The organism is Pseudomonas sp. LBUM1674 (genome assembly GCF_059695635.1).
Genome location: NZ_CP166779.1, coordinates 6,041,692 through 6,062,967 on the forward strand (window position 1 = coordinate 6,041,692; position 21,276 = coordinate 6,062,967).

Sequence of the window (21,276 nt, forward strand, 5' to 3'; positions counted from 1 at the left end):
AGATCAGAAGTTCACGCCAAAGCTCAGCGCCATGAAGTCGCGGTCTTCCAGGGTGTTGTAGTCACCGCCGAAAAAATCGGTGTAACTCAAGGTCGCGGTATAGGTATTGCGGTAGTCGGCATCGACGCCGACGCTGATCGCCTTGGCGCCTTCGTTGAACAGCCCGTTGGGGCCGTAACCGGCGACGTCATGGGACCAGGACAGGTTGGGTTTGAAATTGATCCCGGCGATGACGTTGTTGTAGTCAAGGATGGCGCGGGCGCGATAACCCCAGGAGGTCGACGTGACGAAGCCGTCGGTATCGCCGCCAAAACCGTATTGGCCGTACACCGAGTCGCGGCCGTAGCGCAGCCTGGAGCGGCCCTCCAGCCCGCCAACGTGAACAACGGCCGCTTCACCCACCAGGGTCAGCCGGTCCGCGCCCATCACCTGGTCGATGAAGTGGGTCAGGGTGCTCTGGATCTGCGTCACTTCCTTGCGCCGATAGCCTTTGTTGTCAGCCCCAGGCGCAGACGCGATAGGCGATGCCGCGCCGCCGGCGATCGGGTTGAGCATTGCCAGCGTCAGGTCGGTGCTGTTGAGCTGCACCGGAGCGTTGGGGCGATAGCTGATCTCGCCGGTCCACGCGGTGCCTGTCGGCAAGGTGGTAGAAAAGCTTGCACCGTAGAGGCGAATGTCTTCCGGGTACTCGAGGTAGTACTGGCCGCGACCGAGCATCACACTCTGCGCCAGCGCCGATCCGGTGCCGGGCGCAATAGCGTTGGCGGTACCGACGATGGCCGGGATCTGTGACAACGTGCCCAGGCCGGCCGTCGTGGTGCCGACGTTCGGTGTGCGGCTGTGGTAGTTCATGAAGTACAGGCCGTATTCGGTATCGTCGCCCAACCAGCGCAGCGCCGTACCCCATTGCCCGGAGTCACGGGCGTCGCGGTCACCGCCACGGGGCACGATCACCCCTTCCCTGCCGACCTGGAAACCCTGGCCAAACGCGGCGGCAATCGGTTGCAACGGCGCGATGGCCGGGCTGGCGACTGTGTAGCCCGTGGTGCAACCGTCTGCCGCCACGTCACCGCCGAAGAAGGTGCCGCAGTTGTCGAGAACGGTCTGGTCCCACTCCAGTTGATAGAAGCCTTCCACCGTGAGTTTGTCGGTCAGGCCCTGGGAGGCGAACAGCATGTTCACCGGGATCAGGCCTTCCTTGATCTCGGCGCCAGGGCGGCGGAACGCCGAAACGTCGACCGGGTTGATGCTGTTGATCGAGTTGCCGATGAACGTGCTTTCGCCCCAGCTGACCACCTGCTTGCCAGCACGCACAGTGCCCGGCAGATCGGCGATGGAATAGTTGTGATAGACGAAGGCGTCGAGGATCTGCGCACCGGCCGACTTGGCACCTTCCTTGCGATTTTTATCGCTGATCGGCTTGAACTCGCGATCTTCGTCCTTCAATTCGAAGTCGTACCAATACTTGCCACGGACAAACACCCCGGTGTCGCCGTACTTCAGCTCGAGATCGTGGATCCCCTTGAAGATCTTCGAGAAAGTCTCACCCTTCTTGAAGTTCAGCCGCCCGTCGTCACCGGTCGATGCCTGTCCGGTCCCGCCATTGACGGTGCCCACCAGCGCCTTATCGGCATCGCGCATGCCCCAGCTCGCGCCAACGGACAGCGAGGAATCAAATGTCCCCTCGACTTCACCGATATTGAACGAAACGGCCTGCGCCTGGGCGCAGCAACCCAAGGCCACCGCGACGGCCAGCGCCTGCGGTGTGAAGATGGCGCGCATTGTTGTTTTTGTCATGCGTCTTCCCCGGTGAGTGACAGAAGGCCACACCCTACTGCTGCATGACGGGGGCGATAAGCGCACGAAGGAGGTATTCGTGGTGTCGCTCTAAAGAATGAGTGGCCGCAGCAGGCGGGGTTTTGCCAGGGATATGGATGAGCTGGATGGAGGCTCATCAGCGCAAGGCATGGCGCACCGGTGAAGGCAGCAGCGACTGTTGCCCAGGCTGCAACAGTGCATGTCCGGAATCGCTATTTTTCCTTTGCGGACAAAGGCTTATTCTTGGCTGGCTTTCACGGCAAAACGGCCTGAAAGCATGAAGCAAATGGCCTGTGATCAATCCATGCCATTCGCGACAAGTTTTCAGATGAATTGAAGATTTCGACTCATCACCCTGTGTTCACTGACGTTGATTTGTAGCTCCTTGATCCAACGTCTTACTTTGGCCGCTGCGTTTGCAGCGGCCTTTTTTATGGGCGGAGTTTTTAGCACCTACACTATTTTCGGAAAGTGACTACAGGAATCTGTAAACACACGAAGCACCTGATGATTAAAGGTAATAGCTGCAAGCACTCATCTGCATCGCACGCTACTTCAACCTTATTCATTCAGAGCGTTTCCTCATGATACCTATTGATGCCACCACATACCGCTCCCTTAAAGGCTTTAACAACCGGGCCCGCTTTCTGATCCTTCATTACACAGCCGGCAATTTCTCCAGTTCGGTCAATACACTGACCGGTCCGAATGTCAGCGCGCACTATCTGGTTCCCGACATTACGGATCAGAGCTATCTCAAAGCTGGTCATACCGATCAGGTAATCTTCAATCTCGTCGACGAAACCCAGCGCGCGTGGCATGCGGGTACCAGCCAATGGGGTAATCGAAGCAATCTGAATGACACCTCTATCGGGATAGAAATTGTCAACCTTGCTTCTTTTAACCAAGGCAAGTTTACTTTTCCGCCTTATCATCCCGCACAAATTACGGCAATTGAAGAACTGTCGCTGAACATACTTGAACGCTATCCGGATATCACCCCGAGCCAAGTCCTGGGCCACTCTGATATAGCGGTCGGTCGCAAGAGTGACCCGGGCCCGCAACTTCCCTGGCATGCTCTTTACTTGAAAGGCATCGGCGCCTGGTTCGACGAGGCCACTCAAAATGCCATTCAGCAGCAATATGCCGAATCCGGCATTCCAGCCCGCTCCGAGCTGCTGAAGATGTTCAAGACTTACGGGTATGACGTTTCCGGTGCGACGACCGAACAAGGCTTCACCCAGCTTGTTCGGGCATTTCAATTGCACTTTCGCCCGGAAACTTATGACGGGGTCATGGATGCGCAAACGGCAGCGAATCTGACGGCGTTGGTTGGCAAGTATTTTTCTTGATAAACGTTTGACTTGGCCGCGGAGTTCACTGCGACCTTTTCTAGTATTTTGATTGCATCGATAGCAATAGCAACTGCTATCCAAGTCGATCCTACAAGAGATTTCCCATGACAGTGTACGAAATTTATTTTTATGCGAAGGGCAATATAGCCTCCACTTGAGACTTGTGGAAACCTCCTTCGTAATTCCAGGTAAAGCCTTGCACATTTCTCAGACCCACCACTATCAACTTTGATGTAAATTTTAATAATTCGATCAACATCGGCCAGCTAAAACTCACCAACAAAATTACATGTCAAACAACGCACAAATTCACAAGGATATGAATAATGCGAAATCCACTAGGGCCACCACGTCCAAATCCATCAAGGCCTGGATATCTTGAAATTGATACATATGTCGACATAAGGGGGGTTGCGCCTGATCACGCCATTCTCGCGCCCCGAGGACCAAATAACCTTAGGGGCGGGCCATTTGGCATCGCTCGCGCAGAAAGTTTCGTTCAAAATCGGGCAGTTATCTTACGTAGAATCAACGAATTGGAACAAGACTATCAGACCAGGAGCAGTCAACTATCACAATCCATCGAGGCCGATCTGGCTGCGGTTCGATCAGAAGGTCCTAATGATCCAGTTTCCCCCATGCAGTCAGTCATCCGAGAGCTACAGGTTTTAAATAAACTTCATCAGCGAAAAACCTCCGAACTCCATCATAAAACAACGACTGCCAACGCGTTTTATGGAGGAGATCCTTTTAACTGGAATATCCACGGTTACATGTTAAAAGCCACGAAAATAGAACAATGGCCGGAGCCGAACGGTATAGCCATGCAGGCCCTGAATCAATCTCTCAGCGCCGCCAACGACGCAAGATTGTTGTCGTTAGCTATTCGTTCGCTTGACCAGCGCAACCTCCAACTGATGCAGACCTTCAATGCATTGCAGGCCGCTGAAAAAGCGCAAGTGGCAGCAGAACAGGAAGCACAACGTGTCGCCGCTGAGCAGGCACGCATCAGGGCGGAAGCTAACGCGCTGGCCCATGCACAAGAACAGGCCCGGCTGGCCGCGATAGCAGAGGCCGAACGGTTGGCCTTCGAGAAAGCCCAGATTGCCGCAGAGGCTGCCGCACAGTATATCGCTGCCGAACGGGCTCGCCTCGAAGCCGAGGCCGAAGTCCGACGACAAGCCGACCAACTGCTCCTCGAAAATCAACGGCAAGCGGAGGAACAAGCGCTCCGTGATGCAGTCGAGGCTCCGAAGGCGGCCCAGGGTGTTCGCCCGTTTCCAGTATCGGGCGCGGCGGCGGCAAGTGGCCCGGTGTTCACCGTAGCGGCGGGAGCCGTCGCCACAAGCACGGCGACCACCCTGGCCATCCAGACCAGTTTGCGCGCAGCCGTCTCAGCTGTTCTTGCGACAGCGGCAGCATCGGCAGGCGCGGTTGTTGGCGGATTTGCAGCGCTGCTGTTGCCCTCGCCGCTGGGTAACAGTGACCTCTACGCCCTGAGCGTGCCGCTAACAGACCTCACCTCCCACGATCCCCATGGCTTGCAGGCGATTGCCGAGGCCAATGGGGAAATCGAACTACCGGTCGCTGTTGGCTCCAGGACTGTGGGTAACACAACGGAGTTCTTTGTTGCCGCCACAAACGGGACGACGGTGCCTACCAAAGTGCCGGTGCGGCTTGCCGCTTTCGATCCAGGTCTGAACGCCTACAAATCCTACAACCCGGATGTGCCGTCCATTGGCATGACCTGGACGCCAATTGTGAAGCCGAACGATGCGTCCACTACGTTGCCAGCGGACGAGCAAAAGATTGCCGTTTATGACGGCGCTACCGTGACGGCGCTGGAAGGAAGGCTTGATGAATTTCCAGAGCTGGATCTGTACAGCTTTGGTGGATTCATCACGATATTCCCGGCTGATTCGGGAATTCCTCCTAATTTCACAATGTTCAGGGATCGGCGGAATGATCCTGGTGTAGCCAGCGGATCTGGACAGACGGTTTCGGGAAATTGGGTAGGTGCTGCTTCAACGCTAGATGGCGCACCGGTTCCAGCTCAGATTGCGGATACACTCAGAGAAAGAGAGTTTTCGAGCTTCAATGCTTTCCGAAGGGCGTTTTGGAAGGCGGTGGCTAATGACCAAACTCTGCTCGATCAGTTCTCTCTCTTCAACAAATCTGACATCAAGAATGGCTTGTCACCCCGTGTTCCTGCATCGGAACAAGTAGGAGGAAGGAAAAAGCTGGAGATACACCATACCCAACCGATCAGCGAAGGCGGATCGGTTTACGATATGGATAACCTTCGTTTATTAACGCCGAAGCAACATATTAAAATCCACTCGAGCAAAGGAGGAAACATATGATGACCTTGAAGAGCAAATTTGAAGAGTACACAGAGTCCGAATACGTACTCTTGCTAAACCGCTTGATTGAAGGCGACTATTCATCGGAAGAAGAGCATGATGCCATTGTCGACAACATTGTTAGCACTTCGGAATGGCCGACCGGTTCAGATGTATTGTATTACCCGGAAGAAGGTGTTGAAGATAGTCCTGCAGGCGTATTGAAAGCAATTAAAACCTGGAGAGCAGCAAACAATAAACCCGGCTTCAAGCCTGAATAACTAACATCAACAGGGGCAGAACATAAATCCTGCCCCTGCTGCATTCATCACATCGAATACTTCTGCAAATTCCCCATCATCTCCTTCAACGCCTCAATATTATCCTTCGGATGCGCCGCCCCCTCGAAATCACAGATCTGCTGCCAATGCGCAGCCACATCCTCCGGTGAGAACCCCACCCGCGGATCAAACCCGGCGCCCAGGCTGCGTTCCCAGCGGACCTTGCCCATCCAGCCGCCACCGACTTCAAACAGTCCTGAGGTTTCCTGACAGGTTTCGCTGGCCAGGTACACCACCAGCGGGCTGACCAGTTCCGGTTTGAGTTGTTCGAACACTTGCGGCGGGATCAGGCCTTCGGTCATGCGGGTGCCGCCGGTGGGGGCGATGGCGTTGACCAGGATGTTGTTCTTGCGACCTTCGATGGCCAGGGTGCGGGTCAGGCCGTAGAGGCCGAGTTTGGCCATGCCGTAGTTGGACTGGCCGAAGTTGCCGTAGATGCCCGAGGTCGATGCGGTGAAGATCACCCGGCCGTAGTTCTGCTCGCGCAGGTGCGGCCAGGCGGCGCGGGTGACCTTGTAGGCGCCTTCGACGTGGACCCGGTAAACCAGGTCCCAGTCGCCGTCGTCCATTTTATGGAAGGTCTTGTCCCGCAGGATCCCGGCGTTGTTGACCACGACGTCGACCCGACCGAATACGTCGAGGGCGTGCTGGACGATTTTGTCGCCATCGGTGACCGAGTCATGGTTGGCCTCGGCAGTGCCGCCCGCCTCGCGGATGTCGGCCACCACACGGTCCGCCGCCGAAGCGTTTGCGCCTTCGCCCTGGGTCGAGCCGCCGAGGTCGTTGACCAGCACTTTGGCGCCTTGTTTTGCGAACAGCAGCGCATGCGCCCGTCCCAGGCCGCCACCTGCACCCGTGATAATCACGACTTTATCTTCGAAGCGCACAGATTCATTCATTGGGGGACTCCAGCAGGCCAGGGACAATGGGGCTGAGTGTCAGGCACGGCGACGCTGGTCACAATGAACACGGGGGAGGCTGAATGGTGCGCGATAAGGCTGGGGGATGATGAGTTGGAATTTGCGGTGGATGTTAAAAGATCGCAGCCTCGTTTCACTCGTCAGCTCCTACGCCGACCGGGTACACCCGCGACATTACGGCGTAAGGGCACTCTGTAGGAGCTGGCGCAGGCTGCGATCTTTTCGGTGCGACTCAGGAACACGCCACCTTGCGCGGCGGCGAAACCTGCTGATCACGAAATTCCAGATAGTGTTTGAGCACCAGCCCCGGCGCTTCGGTCTGCGGGTAGTGGCCGATGCCGGGCAACAGGACCGTGTCCGGGTTCGGGATCAGCTCCCGATAGCGCTCGACCATGTGCGCGCCGGAGACCGGATCGACCTCGCCATCGATCACCCTCAGCGGCACTTCACCGCGCTGCATCGCGCCGACCCAGCGTTCGCGCTGCACACGCCGCTCGGGGATATAGGCGATCAACTTGTGCATGATCCGTGTCCCGTGATTGTTCTCGATCAGGCTCCAGAAATCATCCATCTCGCTCTCGGTGGGACGGCTCTGCGGACCGAAGATCTGGCGGAAACTCTTCACCAGGCCGTCCCGGGAAAAGGCCCGCCCAATCATCCAGCCCAAGGGGCTGAGCAATAGTTTTTGCATCAGCACCGGGCGATGGGTTTCGGGGAACAGGCCACCATTGAGGAATACGCAGCTGGCGATACTGATGTGCGCTTCGTAATGCCGGGCCAACAGTTCCTGGGCGACGCTGTCACCATAATCGTGGGCGAGCACATGCACCGGCTGCTCGACGTTCAAATGCGCCAGTAACGCCTGCTGCAGATCAGCCTGCTCGAGCAGGCTGTATTCATGGTCCTGCGGTTTGGCGGAGTCGCCAAAGCCGAGCATGTCACAGGCAATCACCCGATACCGCTGGATCAGGGGTTGCCACAGGTAATGCCAGTCCCAACTGGCGGTCGGGAAGCCATGAATGAGCAACAGCGGCTCACCCTGCCCCGCCGTCCAGTAACGGATGGTCTGGCCACGGAATACCAACGTTTGGGCGCGCTTGCGCCAGACACACAGGGGGATCTCGGCGAGTGGCATCAGAGTTTATAACCCGGGTCGAGTTTATCGAGTTTGCGCAGCAGCGCCGGCCAGGCCAGCGCGCCACCCATGCCTTGAGCACTTTTGGTGACGCCGGCGATCATTGCCTTGGCGCCCGCCAGAATCTGCGGTTCGATGGCGATCAACTCGGCGCCACCGTTCTGCGCCAGCACCTGGATATCGCAGGCGCGCTGGAAGGTAAACATCATCAGGAAGGTGTCGGCGATGGTACTGCCACAGGTCAGCAGACCGTGGTTGTGCAGCATCAGGAAATGCTTGTCGCCGAGATCGGCTTGCAGCCGGGCTTTCTCTTCATGGTTCAGCGCAACGCCTTCATAGGCGTGATAAGCCAGGCTCGACAGAACGAACAACGATTGCTGGCTGATCGGCAACACGCCCTGCTTTTGCGCCGACACTGCAACGCCGGCCGCCGTGTGGGTGTGCAGTACGCAAACGACATCATGACGCACTTCATGCACGGCGCTGTGGATGGTGTAGCCCGCGGGGTTGATCTCGTAGGGGCTGGCCATCAGCTTGTTACCCGCCTGATCGACCTTGACCAGGCTCGACGCGGTGATCTCGTGGAACATCAGCCCGAACGGGTTGATCAAAAAATCTTCGGTGCCCGGCACTTTGGCCGAGATGTGCGTGAAAATCAGATCATCCCAGCCATGCTGAGCGACCAGACGGTAGCAGGCAGCCAGGTCGACGCGGGTCTGCCACTCGGCGGCACTGACCTGGTCTTTGACACTGGGGGGCGATTGCACGGGGGTTACGCTCACGGCAAGGAACCTCGACTTTTTATTATGGAGTGTTGCCAATGACTACCGAGTCTAGTCACCCTCCAGCGATCGTGTAGTTGCATTGGCAGCCAGCTTGATGGCCTAGCGAGTCAGTGCGCCGCCAGGCGCGCCAGGACACTGCGCAGGGGGTAGCCACTTGAGCAGAACGCCACCGAGCATCGCCCCGAACACGCCGGTAACCATCACGAACTCCGCGGTCTATTCCGGCACGCCGCCCAGATCGTGAGCCAGCGGCGCACGCCTGGCTCGCCTTGCTGCGCGAGCGGCCGGTCAGCCCCCCAGGGCACTGACCAACTCCGCCAGCCAGGGCTCGGCGTCGGTTTCCGGGGTCACGCTTTCGCTGGCGTCCAGGCGCAGCATGGGCAGGACTTCGCGAATGCCCAGTTCGCCGAACAGTTCACGCATCAGTTCCCCACCGCCACAGAAGGTGTCGCCGTAGCTCGCATCGCCCAGACCGATCACGGCGCCCGGCAAGCCACGCCAGGCCGCCGGCAACTGGTCGCGAATGGCGAAATACAACGGCTGCAAGTTGTCCGGCAGCTCGCCCATGCCCGTGGTCGAGGTCACCGCCAGGAAGGCTTCGGGGCCAAAGGCCTGAACATCGGCGAGGCTCGCGCGCGGGTTATGGAAGGTGTCGAAGCCTGCGTTCTTTAAAATGCTCGCAGCGTGGCGGGCGACTTCTTCGGCCGTGCCGTACACCGAGCCGGAAAGGATGGCGACTTTCATCAATCTGATCCTGAAGCTGAGTAAAAAGAGGGGGATATTAACAGCCGCAGCAAAAAAGCTGCGATTAGCTCTCATTTAGCATTGAAGGCCGCTAGAGTTATTTTAGAATGCTGCGCTCAAAGAACCTGGAAAGGACTCTCCAATGATCAATGCCCAACTGCTGAAAATGGTGATCAACGCTTCCAACGACGGCATCGTGATTGCCGAAAAGGAAGGCGAGCAAGACAACATTCTGATTTACGTCAACCCGGCATTCGAGCGGCTGACCGGTTATACCAGCGAAGAAATCCTCTACCAGGATTGCCGTTTTCTTCAGTCCGGGGACCGCGACCAGGAAGCCCTGCCGTTGATTCGAGAAGCATTGCGCAGAGGCGGTTCCTGCAGGGAAATTATTCGCAATTACCGCAAGGATGGCACGCCATTCTGGAACGAACTGTCGCTTTCGACGGTGAAAAATCCGAGCGACGGGCAGACTTATTTTGTCGGTGTGCAAAAAGACGTCAGCGTTCAGGTCAAGGCGCAGCAGCGGGTGGCGCAGCTGGAGGCGCAATTGGCTAAGGTCCAGGCCGAACTTGCCGCACTCAAAGCGACGAACGGCGAAAACAAAACCGCGAATTAAGGGTCATTTACTACAATCACCGATAACTTTGTAACTATTTCCTTCGAGCAGATCATGCAGCGCGACGCACTCCTGACTCAGGATGAACTGGATTTTATCCAGACCATGCAGCACAACCCGCAACTCAATGTGCGGGATGCGACGTCGAGCCTGCTCGTCAACGGTGGTTCGCAGATCCGTGACTTGCTTACGCGCCTTGCCGCTCACGAGCAAGTCACCCTCCAGGCCACGTTCGAAAACCAGCAGATGACCTTCCCGCTGCATCTGGTGGAAGACGAGTTTCACGCGCTGCATTTACGCCTCGGCGTGCCCAGCATCTATGAAGACGGACCGATGGTCCGGCCCTGGCGCCTGGTGCTCGAGGAGCCGGTTGCGCTGGAAAACGCCAGTGGCCATCCTGGCAGAATGTGGGTACACGAAGTGTCGTTCAAAGGGGTTTTGCTGGAAGTTCGCAACAAGACCAAACCACCCAGGCATTTCGCCTTGTGGTTCAGCCCGTCAGGCTATGAGCGGATTGCGTTGCGTGGCACCTTCGAGAAAGAAACCGATAATGGCTTCCATGCCTATCAGTTGAACCAGGGCGACAACGACGAAACCGAGCGTCTGCGCCAATTCATCCTGCAACAGCATCGGCTGACTCATCCCGCCCTGCATCTGTGACTCAAGTATCGAGATTGCCGGCCAGGAACTGCTTCAACCGTTGGCGCATCACCATTCCCTCGCTACCCATGCAACCAACCGACGACCCGGCCAGGCTTTCCTGCGCCAGATCCGACGCATCCCCTGCCAGCATCAACTGGCAATCCAGGCTCAAGGCCAGGCGATTCAAACGTCGTGGCAACTCGGACGCAGGCATATGATTGGAAAACAGCACCAGCGCCTGGGGCTTGACCCTTTCGCAGACCAGGGTCAATTCGTCGAAAGGCTGACCCAACGCCAGCACTTGAATGGCCGAATCGACACTGCTCAAAAACAGCGCCGTTACCAGCAGTTCAAGTTCCCGGCACTGATCGTTCAGCGCACAGACAATCACGCGTCGCGGCTGCATGATCCGCACCAGCAGCAGACGTTGCAACACGCGAGAACGCAGAAAACCATCCAGGAACAGCCATTCGCTGGTCTGGCCAAAGGCTTCCTGGCGCTGCAGCAACAGCCTCCACAGCGGCAGCAGGATGTTCTGAAACACCACCGTCAGCGGGTAACTGGAAAAGATCTGTCCATAGACCTGCTCCAGGCGAGTCTCGTCAAAGGCACTGACCGCCGCCTGGACTTGCTCCTGCCATTGCGCATAGTCCGCTTGCACGAGCTCACTCGGGATAATGGGCGATAGCACCTTGAGCGGTGCAGTCCTGGCCAGTATCTTGCCGACCTTGCTGACCGCAACGCCGCGTTCGATCCAACTGAGAATGCTCTGAATGCGCTCGATATCGTACATCGAATACAAACGATGCCCACTGTCGGTACGCGTGGGCTGAATCAGGCCATAACGTCGCTCCCAGGCGCGTAGCGTGACCGGATTGACGCCGGTCAGGCGTGCCACTTCACGAATCGGAAACAGTTCTTCCCGTTCAAGCGAGGCAGCGCCTTGCACAGTCGGGACAACGTCGGTCAACACAGGCATGTACGGGTTACGTCCATGTGATTTGGATCCCATTGTACCTCGCTTGCCCTATCGCTATTCAAGACCTGCAGAAGACACGCCCGTAATAGGTGTAGGTCTACCGTTCGCTGGTATAGTTTTGCTCTCACTGCGACACGAGCCGTTCATGACTTCTTCATTCGCCCCGATCCTCATCACCGGTGCCGGCCAGCGTGTCGGCCTGCACTGTGCGCAGCGATTACTCGAAGACGGCCACCCGGTGATCTTCAGCTACCGCAGCGAGCGCCCCGGTGTGCAAACCCTGCGCGACCTGGGGGCGACCGCAGTGTTTGCAGACTTCTCCACCGAAGCCGGGATCTTCGCCTTCATCAGCGAACTGAAAACCCACACCGGCAGCCTGCGGGCGATCGTCCATAACGCCTCCGAATGGCTGGCGGAAACTCCGGATACCGACGCCGCCGCCTTTACCCGCATGTTCAACGTGCATATGCTGGCGCCCTACCTGATCAACCTGCATTGTGCCGATTTGCTCGAACGCTCACGCCCCGCCGACATCGTGCACATCGGCGATGACGTGACCCGCAAGGGCAGCAGCAAGCACATCGGCTACTGCGCCAGCAAAGCCGGGCTCGATAGCCTGACCCTGTCTTTCGCCGCCAAATACGCGCCGACCATCAAGGTCAACGGTATCGCGCCAGCCCTGCTACTGTTCAACCCCGACGATGACGCGGCGTACCGCGCCAAGGCATTGGCCAAGTCCGCGCTGGGCATCGAACCCGGCAGCGAAGTGATCTACCAGAGCTTGCGCTATCTGCTCGACAACCCTTATGTCACCGGCACGACCCTGACCGTCAACGGCGGACGGCACATCAAATAAGCGCCCCCGCGAGGATGTTCCATGACGTTATCCCTGCCCCAGAGCTATCGCGAGATCCTCATCGGTCTCGGTGAAAACCCCGACCGCGAAGGCCTGCGCGACACCCCGGTGCGCGCAGCCAAGGCCATGCAGTACCTCTGCCATGGCTATGAACAGAGTGTCGAAGAGATCGTCAACGGTGCGCTGTTCGCTTCCGACAACGATGAAATGATCATCGTCGACAACATCGAGATGTACTCGCTCTGCGAACATCACATGTTGCCCTTCATCGGCAAGGCTCATGTGGCTTATATTCCAACGGGCAAGGTGTTGGGCCTGTCGAAGATTGCGCGACTGGTGGACATGTTCGCCCGTCGCCTGCAGATCCAGGAAAACCTCACCCGGCAAATCGCCGATGCCGTGCAGCAAGTGACCGGCGCGGCGGGTGTCGCGGTGGTCATCGAAGCCCGGCACATGTGCATGATGATGCGCGGCGTCGAGAAACAGAATTCGACCATGAACACCTCGGTGATGCTCGGCGCCTTCCGCGAGTCGAGCAACACCCGCCAGGAGTTTTTGCAATTGATCGGACGGAGCAAGTAGCAATGCCACAACTTCAACCAGGAATGGCGCGAATCCGGGTCAAGGACCTGTGCCTGCGCACCTTCATCGGGATCAACGAGGATGAAATCCTCAACAAGCAGGATGTGCTGATCAACCTGACCATCCTCTATGCCGCCCAGGAAGCAGTGCGCGACAACGACATCGATCACGCGCTGAACTACCGCACCATCACCAAGGCGATCATCGCCCACGTGGAGGGCAATCGCTTCGCCCTGCTCGAACGCCTGACCCAGGAAATTCTCGACCTGGTCATGGCGAATGAATCGGTGCTGTATGCCGAAGTGGAAGTCGACAAACCCCACGCCCTGCGATTTGCCGAGTCGGTGTCGATAACGCTTGCAGCGAGCCGCTAAGCTTCAAGCTTCAAGCTTCAAGCTTCAAGCGGTAAGCTAACGGCCACAGCAACCCAACTTGCAGCTTGAAGCTTGCCGCTCAAAGCTGTCTCGCAGAGACAACCATGACCGATCAACAACGCCTGGAACTCGAAGCCGCCGCCTTCCGTCGGCTGGTCGCCCACCTGGACAGCCGCAAGGATGTGCAGAACATCGACCTGATGAACCTCTCCGGTTTCTGCCGCAACTGCTTGTCCAAGTGGTACAAGGCCGCTGCCGACGAACGCCAGATCGAGGTCAGCCTCGATGACGCCCGCGAAGTGGTCTACGGCATGCCGTACGCCGAGTGGAAAGCCCAATACCAGCAAGAAGCCAACGCCGAACAACAAGCGGCGTTCGCCAAAGGAAAACCCAATGAGTGATTTGAACACCCTGCGCGCCAGCCTCAAGAGTGGCGAACACGTTTTCACCGACACCCTGGCCTTTATCGCCGCCGGCTACGACTATCAGCCACAGGCGTTCAGCAATGGCGGCGTGGAAAACGCCGCCGGGCAGAACGAAGGTTCGTGCAAGACCCTGGGTCTGGCACTGCTGGAAGGTCTGAGCGATGAAGAAGCGCTGTTGGCGTTTGGCGAGCATTATCGTTCGGTGGTGGCGACGCCTGAAGGCAGCGACCACGGCAATATCCGCGCGTTGATTGCCCATGGCCTGGCTGGCGTCAAGTTCACACAGCAGCCACTGACCCGCCGGTAAGCCCTGTAGGAGCTGGCTTGCCAGCGAAGAGGCCCTTGAGTCGTGTATCGCCCTTGAAGACGCCTTCGCTGGCAAGCCAGCTCCTACAGGTTCTGCGTTGTTCGTTGTTCGTTGTTCGTTGTCTGGATGATTTGCATGGCGCGCAAACCACATCCCGACTTTTAAGATTGACCCGGCGACTTTATTTCGTTTGCCGGGTACCGCTGCTCACGGCTTAGATAAAAAGAAGCACCCCTTCTTCAGAGTCAGGCATCCATGAGCAGCGAAACCATCAGCCAGTCGATCAACATCGTGCATCCCGTCACCCTCAGCCACGGCAAAAACGCCGAGGTCTGGGACACCGATGGCAAACGCTACATCGACTTCGTCGGCGGCATCGGCGTCTTGAACCTCGGCCATTGCCACCCGCGCATTGTCGAGGCCATTCGCGAACAAGCCACCCGGCTGACTCACTACGCGTTCAACGCCGCCCCGCACGCGCCCTACATCGAACTGATGGATCGTCTCACCGCGTTTATTCCGGTGGACTACCCGGTCAGCGGCATGCTCACCAACAGCGGCGCGGAAGCGGCGGAAAACGCCCTGAAGATCGTGCGTGGCGCCACCGGTCGCACGGCCGTCATCGCCTTCGACGGCGCCTTCCACGGTCGTACGCTCGCCACCCTCAACCTCAACGGCAAAGTCGCGCCTTACAAACAGAAAGTCGGCGTGCTGCCGGGTCCGGTGTTTCACTTGCCATACCCGAGCAAAGACAACGGCGTGACCTGCGCCGAGGCCCTGAAAGCCATGGACCGTCTGTTCAGCGTCGAGATCGACGTCGATGACGTCGCCTGTTTTATCGTCGAACCGGTGCAGGGCGAATCGGGGTTCCTGACGCTGGACGTGGAGTTCGCCCAGGCGCTACGCCGCTTCTGTGATGAGAAAGGCATCCTGCTGATCGCTGATGAAATCCAGTCCGGCTTCGGCCGCACCGGCCAGCGTTTTGCGTTTTCGCGACTGGGCATTGAGCCGGACCTGATCCTGCTGGGCAAAAGCATTGCCGGCGGCGTGCCGCTGGGTGCGGTGGTCGGGCGCAAGGCACTGCTCGACACTTTGCCCAAGGGCGGACTTGGCGGCACTTATTCAGGCAATCCCATCGCCTGCGCCGCGGCGTTGGCGACGCTCGACGAAATGACTGACGCGCATCTGCACGCCTGGGGTGCGCAACAGGAAGAAGCGATTGTCAGCCGCTACCAAGCCTGGCGCGCCGGCAAGCTGTCGCCGTATCTGGGGCGTTTGACCGGCGTCGGGGCGATGCGCGGCATCGAGCTGACCAATGCCGACGGCACACCGGCATCGGCGCAGTTGACGCAACTGTTGGCCCTGGCGCGCGACGCGGGTTTGCTGCTGATGCCCAGCGGCAAGGCGCGCCACATCATTCGGCTGCTGGCGCCATTGACCACCGAGGCGGCGGTGCTGGAGGAAGGGCTGGACATTCTTGAGGCATGCCTGGCGAAACTTTCCTGAAAAGCAAACTACGATCCGGGACTGACGTAGCGAATTATGGTCGCTTGCAGTCCCTTAAAATGCGCCGCAATACTGGCTGAAGAGCTTGCTGCAGGCGCCAGCGATGCGTCGATCCGACTTGGCGTAGGCGATCTTGGGGACGCCTTCGCCGGCAAGCCGGCTCCTACGAAAAGCAGTTCACCTGACCATTCGGATTAACCAAAGCCCCCTTTCATCAAGCGAGATTACTGCCACCTACACGCCTGAGGTCGTCATGTATCACGACAATATAATTTATAAAAAAAAGTCCAATGATCCTCAATTCCTGCTTGGCGTAGCCGTGGTGTTGTTTCTCGGCTCCTACCTGATGAACCTGGGTAACAGCGCCCTCAGTCACGTCCTGCATCCGCTGCTGGGCAATGCCCCGGACAGCCTGACCGCACGCAATATCGCCATCGGCCTGGGCATCGCTGCACTGGGCACGCTGAACTTCCACGTCCTCGGGCGCTTGAAGTTCAAGGTGCAGACCACCGTGGTATGGATCGAATTGTTGATCCTGTTCCTGGCGTTCTTCGACACCTTCGACCTTTCCTACAGTTTCATCCTCGACAAGATCGGCTTCCTGATCATTCAGGGCGCTGCCACCACGCTGTACATTTCCGCCATCGCGATTGTGATTGCCTTCGTCCTGGCGTTGATCGGTGCCGTGGCCAAGCTGTCGAACAACGGTCTGGCCAATGCCATCGCCTCGTTCTACACCTCGTTCTTTCGCGGTGTGCCGTTGCTGATCCAGATCTATCTGATTTATCTGGGACTGCCGCAGCTCGGTTATGTGGTCGACGCGGTGCCGGCCGGCATCCTCGCGTTGTCGTTGTGCTACGGCGCCTACATGACCGAGATTTTTCGCGCGGGCATCCAGAGCATTCCGGTAGGCCAGTGGGAAGCTTCACGGGCGCTGGGCATCAACCCGTTCAAGACCCTGAGCCGGGTGATCATGCCGCAAGCCTTGCGGGTGATCATCCCGCCCACCGGCAACCAGTTCATCGCCATGCTCAAGGACAGTTCGCTGGTGTCGGTGATCGGCGTCTGGGAACTGATGTACCTGGCCAAGACCCAGGGCCGCGCGGACTTCCGCCACCTGGAAATGCTGATCACCGCCGCGATGATTTACTGGGCGCTGTCGTTCATCCTCGAACGGGTGCAGGCGCGGATCGAAAAACGGGTCAATCGATCCATAGCAAGGGGTTGATGGCTGATGACTCGGACCAATACCGCGGAACACCTTGACCTGGCACTTGCTGCGCAGACCAGCCCGTCGATGATTTCGATCATCGGCTTGAACAAGTGGTACGGCAATTTTCACGCCTTGCGCGATGTCGACCTGAACGTCGCCACCGGCGAAATCCTCGTGGTGTGCGGGCCGTCAGGCTCGGGCAAGTCAACGATGATTCGCTGCATCAACCACTTGGAAAACTTCCAGAAAGGCCACATCCAGGTCAACGGCATCACCCTCACCAGCGAAGCAGAAAGTGTCAGCGCCGTGCGCCGGGAAATCGGCATGGTGTTCCAGAGCTTCAACCTGTTCCCGCATTTGAGCGTGATGGACAACCTGACCCTGGCGCCGCAACTGGTGCAAGGCGTGTCGAGCGTCGAGGCGAAAAAACGCGCGCAGGTGTACCTGGAGCGGGTGCGCATTGCCGAGCATGCCGACAAGTATCCATCGCAATTGTCGGGCGGTCAGCAGCAGCGCGTGGCGATTGCCCGGGCACTGTGCATGAACCCCAAAGTGATGCTGTTCGACGAACCGACCTCGGCCCTGGACCCGGAAATGGTCCACGAAGTGCTGGACGTGATGGGCGAGTTGGCCACCGATGGCATGACCATGATTTGTGTGACCCACGAGATGGGTTTTGCCAGCAAGGTCGCTGACCGCGTGCTGTTCATGGACCAGGGCCAGGTCATCGAACAAGCCACGCCTGCCGAGTTTTTCAACAATCCGCAAACCGAACGCGCGCAGCAATTCCTGTCGCAAATCATTGGTCACTGAGCACCGCTTTGCCGCCCCATAACAATAACGATAAGTGGAGATGGATATGATCAGCAAAAAACACGTATTAGCAGCCGCAATCTCGCTGTTGTTCGTCGGCGCCGCCAACGCCGGAGCCGTTCTGGACAAGATCCAGAGCAGCAAAACCATGACCGTCGCCACGTCGGCGACCTGGCCACCCCAGGGGTTCATCAACGACAAAAATGAAATCGACGGGTTCGATATCGACGTCTCCAAGGAGATCGCCAAGCGTCTCGGGGTCGAGGTCAAATTCATCACCCCGGACTGGGACGTGATCACCGCGGGCAAGTGGAACGGGCGCTGGGACATGTCGGTGGGCTCGATGACCGCCACCAAAAGTCGCGCGCGGATCCTCGACTTTCCGGCGACCTACTACTACGTGCCGTATGTGTTTGCAGTACATACCAAATCGGCGCTGACCGACCACAAAGCTCTCAATGACAAGACCATCGGCGTCGAAGGCGGCACCACCTCCGAGGACTATTTCAGCCAGGCGCTGGCCATCGAAACCACTGACGTGCCGCCTGTGGTTTATGACGTACAGACCAAGAAAATGAAAACCTATGCCGGCTCCCTCGGACCGCTGGATGACTTGCGTCTGGGCGACGGCGTTCGTCTTGATGGCATCCTCACGCAACGCAGCACCCTGGAAGCGGCGATCAAAAAGAATTACCCGCTGCGTGCCGTCGACAACAGCATCGTGTTCTACGAACCACTGGCGATTGCTACCGATAAGGGTGACCCCGAGTTGAAGGCCAAGCTCGGTGAAATCATCGGCGCAATGCACAAGGACGGCACGCTGACCAAGCTGTCGAACAAGTGGTACGGCGTGGACTACTCGACCGTCAAGTAAACACCCGCCCCCCTGTAGGAGCGAGCTTGCTCGCGATGGACGTGAACGATGACGCAGACAGCCTGAATGCACGCGGCGCCCTTGCGTTTTTCGTCGGAACGCCGCCCGGAGCAAGCTCGCTCCTACAAAAAAGCAATTTCTCAAGGATTGACCATGTCCTTCCCCACCACCTGGTATTCCCAAACCTCGCTGCCCCGCGCAGCCAGGCCCGAATTGAACACCGATGAAACCTGCGACGTCTGCATCATCGGCGCCGGGATTGCCGGCCTTACCGCCGCCCTGGAACTGAATCAACGCGGCAAACGTGTGATCATCCTTGAAGCCCATCAAGTCGCCTGGGGCGCGTCCGGTCGAAACGGTGGGGTAGTCTCACCAGGCTGGGCCGAAGGCTCGGGGGCGATCCGCAAGAAACTTGGACTGGAACACGCAAAGGCGCTGTTCCAGATGTCGGTCGAAGGTGTGGAAATCGTCCGGCGCAACATCGCCGAACTGGCACTGTCCGGTTGCGATCCATCCGCCGGTACGATCCGGGTCAAGCGCTACGACGACAGCACTGGCGTGAAAAACCACATCGATAGCATGCGCCGCGACTTCGGCTACGAACTCAACTACCTCGACACCGCCCAGGTCCGCGAACGGGCACACACCTTGCGCTATTTCCAGGGTGTCGAAGACCCGAACGCCCTGCACTTCCACCCGCTGAATTATTGCCTGGGCCTGGCCCTCGCCATCGAAGCGATGGGAGGACGGATTTTCGAACAATCAAAAATGCTCGCCTGGCGGCGCGAAGGCGCCGACACCATCGTCCAGACCGCCCACGGTACCGTGCGCTGCCAGGACCTGGTGTTCTGCGCCGGCGGCTACGGCGGCCCGGAGCTGCAAAAACTCAGCCGCGCCTACCTGCCCATCGCGACCTACGTGGTGCTGACCGAACACCTGGGTGACTCGATCAAAAACGTCCTCGACTCCGGTGCCGCGTTCTCCGACGACCGCCGCGCTTCGGATTACTACCGCATCGTCGAAGGCGATCGCCTGCTGTGGGGCGGACGTATCACCACCCGCAACGAACAGAACGAACAAGCCCTGGCGGCCATGCTCAAGGCGGACATGGTCTCGGTCTATCCGCAACTGGCGCCGGTGAACATCGAACTGGCCTGGTCCGGCCTGATGGGCTATTCCACCAACAAAATGCCCAACCTGGGATTGCTCGAACCGGGGGTCTGGGCCTGCACCTCGTTTGGCGGCCATGGTTTGAACACCGGTTCGATTGGCGGCCGGGTGATTGCCGAGGCGATCTGTGGGGAGAGTGCGCGGCATGAACTGTTCAAACCGTACCTGCTGGACTGGAATGGTGGTCCGTTCGGCCGGGTGGCGGCCAATGCGATCTATCAGTCGTTGAAGGTGATGGATTTTGTCCAGGAGCGGTTGCGCGGCTGATCGCAATCGACTTCGGCGAACGCAAGACCCTGTGGGAGCGAGCTTGCTCGCGATAGCAATTTATCATTCAACCTATATGTCGACTGACACACCGCTATCGCGAGCAAGCTCGCTCCCACAGGTTTTTTGATCGACCACTAAATCGCGCGCACAAAAAAACCGGCCGAAGCCGGTTTTTTATTTCAGCAATCTCAGAACGAAGCGTTCTGCAGATCGTCCAGGTAACGCTCGGCATCCAGTGCCGCCATGCAGCCGGCGCCTGCCGAGGTGATGGCCTGACGGTAAACGTGGTCAGCCACGTCACCGGCGGCAAAGATACCTTCGAGGCTGGTGGCCGTCGCGTTGCCGTCACGGCCGCCCTGCACCACCAGGTAACCGTCTTTCAACGTCAGCTGGCCTTCGAACAACGACGTGTTCGGAGTGTGGCCGATGGCGATGAACACACCGTCGACTGTCAGCTCGTCGAAGCTGCCGTCGTTGTTCTTCAGGCGAGCACCGGTCACGCCCATGTTGTCGCCCAGCACTTCGTCCAGGGTCGCGTTCAGCTTCAGGACGATCTTGCCTTCGGCAACCCGGGCATTGAGCTTGTCGATCAGGATCTTTTCGGCGCGGAAAGTTTCGCGACGGTGGATCAAGGTCACAGTGCTGGCGATGTTGGCCAGGTACAGGGCCTCTTCCACAGCGGTGTTGCCGCCACCGACCACGGCCACTGGCTTGTTGCGATAGAAAAAACCGTCGCAGGTCGCGCAGGCCGAAACGCCTTTGCCCATGAACGCTTCTTCCGACGGCAGACCCAGGTAACGGGCGCTGGCACCGGTGGCGATAATCAGCGCGTCGCAGGTGTAGGTCGCGCTGTCGCCGGTCAGGGTGTACGGCTTGGCAGCGAAGTCCACGGCATTGATGTGATCGAAGACGATCTCGGTTTCAAAGCGCTCGGCGTGCTCTTTCATGCGCTCCATCAGCGCCGGGCCGGTCAGGCCATGGACATCGCCCGGCCAGTTGTCGACTTCAGTGGTGGTGGTCAGTTGACCACCCGCCTGCATGCCGGTGATCAGCAAAGGCTTGAGGTTGGCACGGGCGGCATAGACGGCGGCGCTGTAACCGGCAGGGCCGGAACCGAGAATAATCACTCGCGAATGACGGACTTCAGACATGACCTGCTCCTGTTGACCGGCCTGGAATACCTGGCGCGGAACGCCGGGTTGCCGG

Annotated in this window: 22 protein-coding genes and 1 pseudogene; 15 read left to right on the forward strand and 8 right to left on the reverse strand. The window is 58.4% G+C overall.

All coding sequences use genetic code 11. The features are described 5' to 3' along the window. Positions 1-3 precede the first annotated feature (3 nt). The gene (locus ACA067_RS27710; RefSeq protein ID WP_497459401.1) at positions 4-1,797 is read right to left on the reverse strand and encodes a DUF1302 domain-containing protein; all 1,794 of its coding nucleotides are present in this window, start codon (positions 1,795-1,797) and stop codon (positions 4-6) included. Positions 1,798-2,402: 605 nt separating this feature from the next. On the opposite strand from ACA067_RS27710, the gene ACA067_RS27715 reads away from it, so the two are divergent. From ACA067_RS27715 to ACA067_RS27725, 3 genes are all read left to right on the forward strand, one after another. Further along, complete coding sequence (locus tag ACA067_RS27715) at positions 2,403-3,170, forward strand: N-acetylmuramoyl-L-alanine amidase (protein WP_497459402.1); 768 nt, start codon at positions 2,403-2,405, stop codon at positions 3,168-3,170. 539 nt (positions 3,171-3,709) lie between these two features. Continuing rightward, positions 3,710-5,536, forward strand: a complete 1,827-nt coding sequence (locus ACA067_RS27720; RefSeq protein ID WP_497459403.1) for a pyocin-S2/colicin E7-DNase domain-containing protein — start codon at positions 3,710-3,712, stop codon at positions 5,534-5,536. Continuing rightward, positions 5,533-5,796 (forward strand): bacteriocin immunity protein, encoded by a 264-nt coding sequence (locus ACA067_RS27725; protein WP_497459404.1) that lies wholly within the window; start codon positions 5,533-5,535, stop codon positions 5,794-5,796. Before ACA067_RS27720 ends, ACA067_RS27725 begins: the two co-directional genes overlap by 4 nt. Before the next feature lie 47 nt (positions 5,797-5,843). On the opposite strand, the gene ACA067_RS27730 is transcribed toward ACA067_RS27725, so the two are convergent. The 5 genes and pseudogenes from ACA067_RS27730 to ACA067_RS27750 all read right to left on the reverse strand — a co-directional run bounded on the left by ACA067_RS27730 (position 5,844) and on the right by ACA067_RS27750 (position 9,440). Then, on the reverse strand, positions 5,844-6,755 hold the full coding sequence (locus tag ACA067_RS27730) for an SDR family oxidoreductase (protein WP_497459405.1): 912 nt from the start codon (positions 6,753-6,755) through the stop codon (positions 5,844-5,846). A gap of 253 nt (positions 6,756-7,008) precedes the next feature. Next, a complete protein-coding gene (locus ACA067_RS27735) occupies positions 7,009-7,911 on the reverse strand; it encodes an alpha/beta fold hydrolase (RefSeq protein ID WP_497459406.1) in 903 nt (300 codons plus the stop codon). Then, positions 7,911-8,693: a class II aldolase/adducin family protein gene (locus tag ACA067_RS27740; RefSeq protein ID WP_497459407.1), complete on the reverse strand. Its 783-nt coding sequence runs from the start codon at positions 8,691-8,693 to the stop codon at positions 7,911-7,913. Before ACA067_RS27740 ends, ACA067_RS27735 begins: the two co-directional genes overlap by 1 nt. 125 nt (positions 8,694-8,818) lie before the next feature. Then, positions 8,819-8,948: pseudogene (locus ACA067_RS27745) on the reverse strand (LrgB family protein); the annotation flags it as partial. Between the two features lie 36 nt (positions 8,949-8,984). Next, positions 8,985-9,440 (reverse strand): flavodoxin, encoded by a 456-nt coding sequence (locus ACA067_RS27750; RefSeq protein ID WP_497459408.1) that lies wholly within the window; start codon positions 9,438-9,440, stop codon positions 8,985-8,987. 142 nt (positions 9,441-9,582) lie between these two features. On the opposite strand from ACA067_RS27750, the gene ACA067_RS27755 reads away from it, so the two are divergent. Together ACA067_RS27755 and ACA067_RS27760 are read left to right on the forward strand one after the other, a co-directional pair. Continuing rightward, positions 9,583-10,059, forward strand: a complete 477-nt coding sequence (locus ACA067_RS27755) for a PAS domain-containing protein (RefSeq protein ID WP_497459409.1) — start codon at positions 9,583-9,585, stop codon at positions 10,057-10,059. A gap of 54 nt (positions 10,060-10,113) precedes the next feature. Further along, a complete protein-coding gene (locus ACA067_RS27760; RefSeq protein ID WP_497459410.1) occupies positions 10,114-10,719 on the forward strand; it encodes a hypothetical protein in 606 nt (201 codons plus the stop codon). A 1-nt stretch (position 10,720) separates the two neighbouring features. On the opposite strand, the gene ACA067_RS27765 is transcribed toward ACA067_RS27760, so the two are convergent. After that, complete coding sequence (locus tag ACA067_RS27765; RefSeq protein WP_497459411.1) at positions 10,721-11,680, reverse strand: MerR family transcriptional regulator; 960 nt, start codon at positions 11,678-11,680, stop codon at positions 10,721-10,723. Positions 11,681-11,825: 145 nt separating this feature from the next. On the opposite strand from ACA067_RS27765, the gene folM reads away from it, so the two are divergent. The 10 genes from folM to ACA067_RS27815 all read left to right on the forward strand — a co-directional run bounded on the left by folM (position 11,826) and on the right by ACA067_RS27815 (position 20,067). After that, the gene (gene folM / locus ACA067_RS27770) at positions 11,826-12,536 is read left to right on the forward strand and encodes a dihydromonapterin reductase (RefSeq protein ID WP_497459412.1); all 711 of its coding nucleotides are present in this window, start codon (positions 11,826-11,828) and stop codon (positions 12,534-12,536) included. Positions 12,537-12,557: 21 nt separating this feature from the next. After that, positions 12,558-13,118 (forward strand): GTP cyclohydrolase I FolE, encoded by a 561-nt coding sequence (folE, locus tag ACA067_RS27775; protein ID WP_497459413.1) that lies wholly within the window; start codon positions 12,558-12,560, stop codon positions 13,116-13,118. Between the two features lie 2 nt (positions 13,119-13,120). Next, on the forward strand, positions 13,121-13,492 hold the full coding sequence (gene folX, locus ACA067_RS27780; RefSeq protein ID WP_008026970.1) for a dihydroneopterin triphosphate 2'-epimerase: 372 nt from the start codon (positions 13,121-13,123) through the stop codon (positions 13,490-13,492). Between the two features lie 104 nt (positions 13,493-13,596). Beyond that, positions 13,597-13,893, forward strand: coding sequence for a DUF1244 domain-containing protein (locus ACA067_RS27785; RefSeq protein ID WP_008150700.1), 297 nt, complete (start codon positions 13,597-13,599; stop codon positions 13,891-13,893). Beyond that, a complete protein-coding gene (locus tag ACA067_RS27790; RefSeq protein ID WP_497459414.1) occupies positions 13,886-14,224 on the forward strand; it encodes a HopJ type III effector protein in 339 nt (112 codons plus the stop codon). Before ACA067_RS27785 ends, ACA067_RS27790 begins: the two co-directional genes overlap by 8 nt. 255 nt (positions 14,225-14,479) lie before the next feature. Continuing rightward, positions 14,480-15,730 carry a 2-aminoadipate transaminase gene (locus tag ACA067_RS27795; protein ID WP_497459415.1) on the forward strand — a complete coding sequence of 417 codons (1,251 nt, stop codon included), beginning with the start codon at positions 14,480-14,482 and terminating at the stop codon, positions 15,728-15,730. A 253-nt stretch (positions 15,731-15,983) separates the two neighbouring features. Next, positions 15,984-16,958 carry an amino acid ABC transporter permease gene (locus ACA067_RS27800; RefSeq protein WP_497459416.1) on the forward strand — a complete coding sequence of 325 codons (975 nt, stop codon included), beginning with the start codon at positions 15,984-15,986 and terminating at the stop codon, positions 16,956-16,958. Between the two features lie 69 nt (positions 16,959-17,027). Continuing rightward, positions 17,028-17,756: an amino acid ABC transporter ATP-binding protein gene (locus ACA067_RS27805; RefSeq protein ID WP_497462856.1), complete on the forward strand. Its 729-nt coding sequence runs from the start codon at positions 17,028-17,030 to the stop codon at positions 17,754-17,756. Positions 17,757-17,796: 40 nt separating this feature from the next. Then, complete coding sequence (locus ACA067_RS27810; protein ID WP_497459417.1) at positions 17,797-18,630, forward strand: transporter substrate-binding domain-containing protein; 834 nt, start codon at positions 17,797-17,799, stop codon at positions 18,628-18,630. A gap of 153 nt (positions 18,631-18,783) precedes the next feature. Then, entirely contained in the window at positions 18,784-20,067 is a 1,284-nt protein-coding gene (locus tag ACA067_RS27815) for an NAD(P)/FAD-dependent oxidoreductase (RefSeq protein WP_497459418.1), read from the forward strand. A 191-nt stretch (positions 20,068-20,258) separates the two neighbouring features. On the opposite strand, the gene trxB is transcribed toward ACA067_RS27815, so the two are convergent. After that, positions 20,259-21,221: a thioredoxin-disulfide reductase gene (gene trxB / locus ACA067_RS27820; protein ID WP_497459419.1), complete on the reverse strand. Its 963-nt coding sequence runs from the start codon at positions 21,219-21,221 to the stop codon at positions 20,259-20,261. Positions 21,222-21,276: the final 55 nt, after the last annotated feature.

Bases quoted from the DNA above. Each gene is read 5' to 3' on its own strand.
- folX (WP_008026970.1), top strand. From the start codon at position 13,121: ATGCCACAACTTCAACCAGGAATGGCGCGAATCCGGGTCAAGGACCTG.
- ACA067_RS27735 (WP_497459406.1), bottom strand. From the start codon at position 7,911: ATGCCACTCGCCGAGATCCCCCTGTGTGTCTGGCGCAAGCGCGCCCAA.
- ACA067_RS27760 (WP_497459410.1), top strand. From the start codon at position 10,114: ATGCAGCGCGACGCACTCCTGACTCAGGATGAACTGGATTTTATCCAG.
- ACA067_RS27795 (WP_497459415.1), top strand. From the start codon at position 14,480: ATGAGCAGCGAAACCATCAGCCAGTCGATCAACATCGTGCATCCCGTC.
- ACA067_RS27815 (WP_497459418.1), top strand. From the start codon at position 18,784: ATGTCCTTCCCCACCACCTGGTATTCCCAAACCTCGCTGCCCCGCGCA.
- ACA067_RS27750 (WP_497459408.1), bottom strand. From the start codon at position 9,440: ATGAAAGTCGCCATCCTTTCCGGCTCGGTGTACGGCACGGCCGAAGAA.
- ACA067_RS27715 (WP_497459402.1), top strand. From the start codon at position 2,403: ATGATACCTATTGATGCCACCACATACCGCTCCCTTAAAGGCTTTAAC.
- folM (WP_497459412.1), top strand. From the start codon at position 11,826: ATGACTTCTTCATTCGCCCCGATCCTCATCACCGGTGCCGGCCAGCGT.
- folE (WP_497459413.1), top strand. From the start codon at position 12,558: ATGACGTTATCCCTGCCCCAGAGCTATCGCGAGATCCTCATCGGTCTC.
- ACA067_RS27810 (WP_497459417.1), top strand. From the start codon at position 17,797: ATGGATATGATCAGCAAAAAACACGTATTAGCAGCCGCAATCTCGCTG.
- ACA067_RS27785 (WP_008150700.1), top strand. From the start codon at position 13,597: ATGACCGATCAACAACGCCTGGAACTCGAAGCCGCCGCCTTCCGTCGG.
- trxB (WP_497459419.1), bottom strand. From the start codon at position 21,221: ATGTCTGAAGTCCGTCATTCGCGAGTGATTATTCTCGGTTCCGGCCCT.
- ACA067_RS27755 (WP_497459409.1), top strand. From the start codon at position 9,583: ATGATCAATGCCCAACTGCTGAAAATGGTGATCAACGCTTCCAACGAC.
- ACA067_RS27765 (WP_497459411.1), bottom strand. From the start codon at position 11,680: ATGCCTGTGTTGACCGACGTTGTCCCGACTGTGCAAGGCGCTGCCTCG.
- ACA067_RS27725 (WP_497459404.1), top strand. From the start codon at position 5,533: ATGATGACCTTGAAGAGCAAATTTGAAGAGTACACAGAGTCCGAATAC.
- ACA067_RS27790 (WP_497459414.1), top strand. From the start codon at position 13,886: ATGAGTGATTTGAACACCCTGCGCGCCAGCCTCAAGAGTGGCGAACAC.
- ACA067_RS27805 (WP_497462856.1), top strand. From the start codon at position 17,028: ATGATTTCGATCATCGGCTTGAACAAGTGGTACGGCAATTTTCACGCC.
- ACA067_RS27800 (WP_497459416.1), top strand. From the start codon at position 15,984: ATGTATCACGACAATATAATTTATAAAAAAAAGTCCAATGATCCTCAA.
- ACA067_RS27710 (WP_497459401.1), bottom strand. From the start codon at position 1,797: ATGACAAAAACAACAATGCGCGCCATCTTCACACCGCAGGCGCTGGCC.
- ACA067_RS27730 (WP_497459405.1), bottom strand. From the start codon at position 6,755: ATGAATGAATCTGTGCGCTTCGAAGATAAAGTCGTGATTATCACGGGT.